This window comes from Cupriavidus sp. L7L (assembly GCF_004353535.1).
Lineage (GTDB): Bacteria > Pseudomonadota > Gammaproteobacteria > Burkholderiales > Burkholderiaceae > Cupriavidus > Cupriavidus oxalaticus_A.
The window spans coordinates 69,504-76,778 of sequence record NZ_SMNY01000019.1 but is presented as its reverse complement, the minus strand read 5'-3'; the positions used below and the strand labels follow the sequence as shown (position 1 = coordinate 76,778).

General features: G+C 60.9%; 6 protein-coding genes and 1 pseudogene. 5 read left to right on the top strand and 2 right to left on the bottom strand.

The window, feature by feature from the left end:
* On the top strand, positions 1–310 hold a 310-nt coding region (locus E1J61_RS18445; protein WP_133095484.1), incomplete at its 5' end, for a type II toxin-antitoxin system VapC family toxin.
* A 31-nt stretch (positions 311–341) separates the two neighbouring features.
* Positions 342–640, top strand: a pseudogene (locus E1J61_RS18440) (tyrosine-type recombinase/integrase); the annotation flags it as partial.
* Positions 641–1,252: 612 nt separating this feature from the next.
* Here E1J61_RS18440 and E1J61_RS18430 read toward each other — a convergent pair.
* Both E1J61_RS18430 and E1J61_RS18425 read right to left on the bottom strand, forming a co-directional pair.
* Positions 1,253–2,677 carry an IS5 family transposase gene (locus tag E1J61_RS18430; RefSeq protein ID WP_133095483.1) on the bottom strand — a complete coding sequence of 475 codons (1,425 nt, stop codon included), beginning with the start codon at positions 2,675–2,677 and terminating at the stop codon, positions 1,253–1,255.
* 202 nt (positions 2,678–2,879) lie between these two features.
* On the bottom strand, positions 2,880–3,857 hold the full coding sequence (locus E1J61_RS18425; protein ID WP_165971498.1) for a LysR family transcriptional regulator: 978 nt from the start codon (positions 3,855–3,857) through the stop codon (positions 2,880–2,882).
* Between the two features lie 113 nt (positions 3,858–3,970).
* On the opposite strand from E1J61_RS18425, the gene E1J61_RS18420 reads away from it, so the two are divergent.
* Genes E1J61_RS18420 through E1J61_RS18410 form a run of 3 tightly spaced genes read left to right on the top strand, consistent with a single transcriptional unit; the run spans position 3,971 to position 6,965 of the window.
* On the top strand, positions 3,971–4,945 hold the full coding sequence (locus tag E1J61_RS18420; protein ID WP_133095492.1) for a tripartite tricarboxylate transporter substrate binding protein: 975 nt from the start codon (positions 3,971–3,973) through the stop codon (positions 4,943–4,945).
* A 17-nt stretch (positions 4,946–4,962) separates the two neighbouring features.
* The gene (locus E1J61_RS18415) at positions 4,963–6,171 is read left to right on the top strand and encodes a CaiB/BaiF CoA-transferase family protein (RefSeq protein ID WP_133095491.1); all 1,209 of its coding nucleotides are present in this window, start codon (positions 4,963–4,965) and stop codon (positions 6,169–6,171) included.
* A gap of 23 nt (positions 6,172–6,194) precedes the next feature.
* Positions 6,195–6,965, top strand: coding sequence for an enoyl-CoA hydratase/isomerase family protein (locus E1J61_RS18410; RefSeq protein ID WP_133095481.1), 771 nt, complete (start codon positions 6,195–6,197; stop codon positions 6,963–6,965).
* Positions 6,966–7,275: the final 310 nt, after the last annotated feature.

The window sequence follows — 7,275 nt, the reverse complement described above, 5'->3', positions numbered from 1 at the left end:
CCTGTCGGTCATCACCGGCGCGGAACTGATGTACGGGCTGGCCAAGCGCCCCGGCGCAGCGCGCCTCGCGCGTGCAGTGGACGAGTTGCTGCGTCGGGTCGAGGTGTTGCCTTGGCCCCCTTCGGTGATGGCCGGCTATGGTGAAACCCGCGCTGCACTGGAATCTCAAGGGCAGCCGATGGGGGCGCTGGACTTGCTGATTGCCGCGCACGCGCTGGAGACTGGCGCAGTGCTGGTGACCAATGACCAAGCGTTTCGGCGCGTCCCTGGCCTAGTGGTGGAGGACTGGTCGGCGCCAACCGGAAACTGAGTCGATGGCGATGTAAATCCGCACAATGGCGGCACGCGGCGCGCTGCACCTGATCCTGAAAGAGGTATTTGGCATGGCTGCGGCGCGCCTGCGTGCGCGGGGCGGGAATGGGAAGCACAAGCCGCGGTGCCAGCAAGTGCCTCGGCCCACTGGCTGCGCCACACCGCTGGCTCGCATATGAGCGACCACCAGGTCGACCTGCGCTTTGTGCGGGACAACTTCGGGCAAAGCTCGCTGTCGACGACGAGCGGTTACCTGCATAGCGAGGAGGATGCGCGCCATGAGGCCACGCAGGAGCGGCATCGGATCGGCTGGAGAACCGCGAAATAGTGGGGCGGCGGGGTTATTTCAACATGTGAATTTTGGTAGACAATCTCTGTTGCAAGCTTCGGTTCATGTTTTGTCGTCATTTAAGACGGTTAATTGCGTTTTGGCATTGTGGTGGAACACAATCCTGATTCGCATGCACTCGACGCCGGCGCGCAACCTACCAAGGGCCCATCACTTGCTGTCTAAGCCACTTGCCGCTGCGATGACCAGAGTATCGAGCGCCGGGCTGCGCAGGCAGTTTCCGGTCGTCAGGGAGACCCGTCGAACGGTCCATGCCAATCGGTCGTTTGCGCTATGTGGGGTTCTTGCATTTCAAGTCTGGCGAATGCGGCGCGCTCAATGCGTTTCTCGCTGCCGCGTCGCGTGTGGAGCCACTGTGCGGCCAGATCGCGGCTATGGTCTTGGCGAGTGCCTATGCCACCGGCCGCCACGCGAGCAGGATGATGGAGAGACCATCTCGCTCGGGCAGCACAGCGTGCAGTGGCTGGATACGGGGTCATGCCGGATCAGCTTGTTTTGCGCACAGCAAATGGCCGAGCCTTCATTAGTCGGCCCTCCAAAATTCACTTTCCCGGTTTGGAGGGCGTCACTTTGCGGGTGCTGACTCGCCCGCTATCGCATCAAGAACGCGCCGCGAGGTATCGATGGCAAGAGCCAGAGCAAACACATGCGGCAAAAAAGAAGGGCAAAAATGCCCCCACGGGCAATGGCGCGCAGTAGCCAGCGGATGTTGAACCCCGCGGCACATAGCACCGCACGCAAGGCGTCTCCGCTTTCTCCTTTCAGCCAGCATCTGCGCATGCCGTGGTCCGCCTTGGTGTGTCCGATAATGGGTTCGACCGCCTGACGGCGTTTGAGCCATCGGCGCTGTCTTGCATCAAGCGACTTGGCTTTGCCGCGGTGGACTTTTACCGGTGCCACCTCCGCATCCACACCGCGGAACCCAAGGTCGACGATGGCCGTGTGCGGCCTTGGAGCGCCGGGCAGCTCTTGCTGCAAGATGTTGGTCTGCTCGATCTGGGCCATCAGCGTATGGCCGTCATATGGGTTGCCAGGGAAGCTGTGGGCGCCCACGATCAGTCCCTGCTTAGCGGTGATTGCCAAGCTGACCTTCACGCCGAACTCATACGGCTGGCGAGCTTTCCCTTTTCCGATGCATTCGACCTCCGGTGCATGCAGCGCGTACAACTTGCTCTTATCCTTGGGCCGCTGCCGGCAGATGCGCCAGGCACGCTCAAGCCAAAGACGCAGTCCCTCTTGTTGACTCTCTGGCAGCGCCGCCATCTTGCGCTCGATGTCGCGCAGCACACGGCCGAGCACGGTCCGCTGTCGTTTGAGCACGCGGCGCAGACGCCGGAATGCTTCGCGTGCGCATAGCCGCCAGCACGGGCGACGTAGGTGTTTGCCCTCACGCGCAAAGGTCTGTTTGAGCACCAGTCCAGCGCGTTGGGCAAGCATCACGACCTTCGCACGCGCCACTTCGAGCAGACGACTATCGGTCGGGTAGGCAACGGCCTTATCCTGGACCGTCGTGTCGACGATGATACGATCGAATTCGGCCGGCTTGACCGCCTTCATCTCTACCGCAGCCGCAATGGTCGCAGCCAGCAGTTCCTCGACGCCGGCTTCGCCCAGCGCCTGGCGAAATCGCACCAGATTGGTCGGCGAGCATGGCAGGCAGGCCTGGAAATATTCCTCACCGCAGAAGTACTTGAAGTACACGTCCTGTGCCCAGCGCTCACATACCGATTCATCGCTCTCGTTATAGGCCTGCTTCAAGTACAACAGGCCTACCAGCAAACGAATAGGCAGACGCGAAAGTCCCGCTGTGCTCACACCCGCACCAGCCACTGCCACCGTCGGTCCGAACAGATCAGCATCCACAACCGTTTGACCATCGCGTGCCTTGCGCTCGAAAACAGGTGCCAGACTGACTTCAATCGCGTCCCATGGCATGCGTTTGGCCAAGACCGCCAGTGGGTGGCGCAGGTCGATCATGGCCTCCAGGCGGCTGCGAAAGAAGTCCGGTGTGCTCATCGATTAGCCTCGAAAACTTCCAGAAATCAAATCGAATCATATCGATTCCGGGAGTTCTGTGGTCCTCTCAGAAACCTGCCCGGCGCGGCTTCACGGGATTCTGCAGGGCAGACTCATTACAAACCACGACTAGAAGAAGTTCGCCTGACCAAGATAGAGTCTTTATGCACTGCTGGGCGAGACAACGTCCTGCACCTCAGTACTAACTCCCAGCACTATCCCCTCGCGCGTTGAAGCGATGGACCGGCCACAGTCCGCCCTCTACCAACCGTCCGGTTATTGCGAGGAGACGCTGCCATACCGTCGTCACGGCCAACGATGCGGGTAGCGTCGCGGCCCGACAAAGGTAGACCTGTCGCGTGAACCCCTCTTCAGCGACTCGCGCGCAGGACACGCTGCCACCTCGCCACTCCTCCTGTACAGATGCGTGAGACAGGATTGTGAAGCCGGCCCCCGCAGCAGCAAGGGCTATGAGCTCCGGAATCGCATTCACTTCCGCGATGACCTGAAGTTCGGTGTCCTGAGACGCGCCGAATCGGTCAATGAGGCTGCGCAGACCATGCAGTCCGGCGGGAAGAATCAATGGGTAGTCACCCAATCGGGAGAACGGCACGCTGACCGCCTCGTTGATTCCGTTTCGACCGTGCGCCGAGAGCTCGCCCGGCGGCCCGACAAGCAATAGCCGTTCTTCGAGCACGCGATCTGCGCGCAGCCCAGGCTCGGGCGTACCGCCAAAGGTCATGCCAATATCCAGATGCCCCGTCAGCAGCCCTTGCGGGATGTATCCCGTGCTCTGTTCGATGATTTGTAGGTCAATCCCCGACCATTCCGCGCAGACTTCCTTCACGAGTGGCACGGTCAGTAGCTTTGCCAACGACTGCGGCAACCCGACGGCCACCCGCCCCTGCGGCTGCTTGATCGCTGTCCGAATGTCTTCGTACGCAACTTCCACGCGCCGAAGGATATCGGTCGCATGTGCGAGCAACATCTCGCCTGCGGCAGTGGCCACAACCCCGCGCGGCGTGCGCTCAAGCAGGGCCGCTCCTAACTCCTCCTCCAAGCTTTTCATCTGGAGGCTTAGCGCAGGTTGCGCAATGTGCAAGCGCTCTGCAGCGCGAGAAATGGAACCCGCCGTGCACACCGTGACAAATCCCCGCAGGGTACGAAGTTCGAGAGCCATGAAGTGCCCCTGAGAAGTGGCCATATCGAAATCTTATATCGGATATCCAAAACCTGTCTTGGACTTATGCCCAGCAGGTCGTCATGCTACGGGCAAGACCATAGGAGACGATGATGAATCCGACACGACGAACACTTTTGCTGGGGGCTGCCGCCTCCGTATTGGCAGGCCCGCTCCTTGCCGCGGATTGGCCCACCAAGCCCGTCCGGATCGTCGTGCCGTTTGCTGCGGGCGGGCCGACTGACTTCATTGCTCGCCTACTGGCGACGGCCCTGTCGAGGGAACTGGGGCAGCCAGTCGTCATCGACAATCGACCTGGCGCCAGCGGCAATATTGGCGCCCAGCATGTGCTCGATAGCGGCAACGACGGCTACACCCTGTTGCACAACACCGTGGCCATGCAGGCTGTGAACCCGCTGATGTACCCACACGCACGTTTTCTGCCTGGACGAGATTTCGTGCCCATCGCCACCACGGGCTCCATGCCGAACGTCCTGGTGGTTCACCCCGACAAACTGAAGGTAAAGACGCTTGCCGACCTGATCCAATTGGGGAAGGCGAAGCCCGACGCTCTGACTTACGCAACCTTCGGAGCTGGCTCCTCGCCGCACATTTATGGCTCTCTACTGCAGAAGAAGGCCGACTTCAAAGCGGTCGCGGTGCCATACAAAGGTAGCTCGCCGGCACTCACGGACGTGATGGCGGGCCAAGTCGACTTTGTGTTCGACTCGTTCACGACGTGCATTGGCCAGATCCAGAGCGGCAAGCTGAAGCCACTTGCCATCACTTCCTCGCAGCGTTCTCCAATGCTGCCGGACGTCCCGACACTCAAGGAAGCCGGATATCTAGGAGCGGACCTGAAGTTCTGGTTCTCCCTGCAAGCACCCGCGCAGACGCCCAAGGCAGTCGTCGACCGCTTGCGAGCGGCTGTGGCAAAGGCAGTCAACGACCCTGAATACGTTGCAGCGCTACGCAATCGTGGCGCCGAGCCGATGTCGACACGTCCCGACCAGCTCATCAGCTTCGTCCGAACTGACTCCGAGCGATGGACCAGCGTGGCGCGCGGGCTTGGCATCCAGCCGGAATAAAAATGGAGACCCAAGCAATGCAACCATTGAAAGGCATTCGGGTTCTGGACCTGAGCAAGGTCCTGGCCGGCCCCCTATGCGGCCAATACCTAGGCGAACTGGGCGCCGATGTCATCAAAGTCGAACCACCGGGTTCCGGCGACGACACGCGTGGATGGCTTCCTCAGGATGCAGGCCAGTCTGCAGTGTTCCTGGCCGTCAATCACAACAAACGCAGCATCGCACTCGATCTCAAGACCGAAGCTGGTCAACGCGTCGCGCAACAACTGGCTGCCAATGCCGACGTGGTGCTGCAGGGCTTCGGCGGCGGTACCGCCAAGAAGCTCGGCGTGGACTACGCCACCTTGAGCGCTGTGAATCCTCGGTTGATTTACTGCGAGATTTCCGGCTACGGGCGTGATGGCCCGCTCGGTAACGAGCCCGGCTACGATGTCATGCTGCAAGCGTTCAGCGGAATGATTAGCACCATGGGCGAGCCCGGCGGGAAATTTGCACGGGCAAGCTTTTCTCCCGTTGACATCGGCACAGGCATGCACGCACTCAGTGGTATCCTGGCTGCCCTGCTCGAACGACACACCACCGGCAAAGGGACGTACCTGGAGGTGGCACTCATGGAGACCGCCCTCGGCTTCATGGGGTACATGGCGCAGAACTACTGGCGCAGCGGAAAGACACCACAACGGATGGGCACTGCCCATCCGTCCATGTCGCCCTATCAGGCGTTCGACGCCGCCGATGGGCCGCTGATGCTCGGCGTCGGCAATGACGCGCAATGGAAGCGCTTCTGTTCGGTGGCCGGCCTCGAGGACTGGGTGGACCATCCGGACTTTGCCACCAACGCCGCTCGGGTACGGAACTTCTCCCGAACGGTTGAATTGGTGCAGTCTCGCCTCTCAACACAGCCGTTCGCTTACTGGCTCGAAACGCTACAGAAGATCGGCGTGCCCTGCTCACCGATCCAGACGCTGGACCAGGCGCTGGCACACCCTCAGGTGCAGGCCCGACAATTGATCGTCGAGACGGAGCATCCCGTTCTTGGCAAAGTGACGAACATCGGCCTGCCCGTCCGCTTCCGCCGGGAAGCACGCCACGCGAGTCGTCCCGCCCCGCTGCTCGGCGAACACACTGACGAAATCTTGCGCGAAGCGGGCTTTACGCCTGAGCAGGTTGATGGCATGCGCCGCGCCGGCACCGTAGCCTCTTCCGCGGCGACCGAAGCCGCCTAAACCCAACCAATACTGAGCAGACTATGTCCCTGGTCACCTACACCGTCCGCGACCGCGTCGCCGAAATCCTCCTCGACAACGCTCCTGTCAATGCCCTCACCGTTCCGATGGTCGACGCGCTGATTCGGGCATTGGACCGCGCTGCCACTGACGACGCGATTCGCGCAGTCATCGTTGGGAGTGCGGTACCGAAGCGGTTCTGCGCCGGGCTGGATATTGCTGCACTGCAGGGCGCTTCGGCGGAAACCGTCCACACGCTGCTGGACAAGCTCTACGTCCAGTTATCAGAAGCACAGTATCGTCTGGGCAAGCCATCAATCGCCGCAGTGAGTGGCGCGGCGCGCGGCGGTGGCATGACGCTCGCCATCTCCTGCGATTTGATTATCGCAGCGGAAGATGCCAGTTTCGGATACCCCGAAATCGACGTCGGCATGCTCCCGGCTATCCACTTTACCCATTTGCCGCGCATTGTCGGCCGCCACGTGGCTTTCGATCTGCTCTTCAGCGGGCGCGCCTTCGGTGCGAGCGAAGCGCAGGCGTTGCATCTCGTGAATCGCGTCGTGCCAGCGGACAAAGTAATCGAGGAAGCGCGGTCACTGGCCGCGACCCTGGTTGCCAAGTCGGCATCCGCGATGAACATGGGCAGAGCAGCATTCCATCGGGCCGTCGACAGCGACTACCGCCGCGGTGCTTCTTACGCGGTTGATACGTTCTGTCGCGTTGCAGCGACCGATGATGCGCGCGAAGGCATCGCGGCGTTTGTAGCGAAGCGTCTGCCTAGTTGGAGTTCTTGAAAGAACTCCTGACAGCAGGCGCTGCCGCCCATCCACCAGAACGTGCGGAGCAATAGATTCAATATTTTGGCGCCCTGACACGCACATTATAGTAATGCCACGGAGAAGTCCATCCGGGCTGCGAGCCCGACGTAACCAACAGTCGTCGATACATTCCTTGCAAACGGGATGTCGATTGTTCGTTAACTACCTCGAGCGGCGGAACGATTATGCTTCTCCGCTTTCGCCGCAGCACGCTTGGCAAAAAATGCTTTCGCCAGTCCTCGATGCTCGGGTGTCGCTACGCAATACATACTGGCATCTTGCTCAA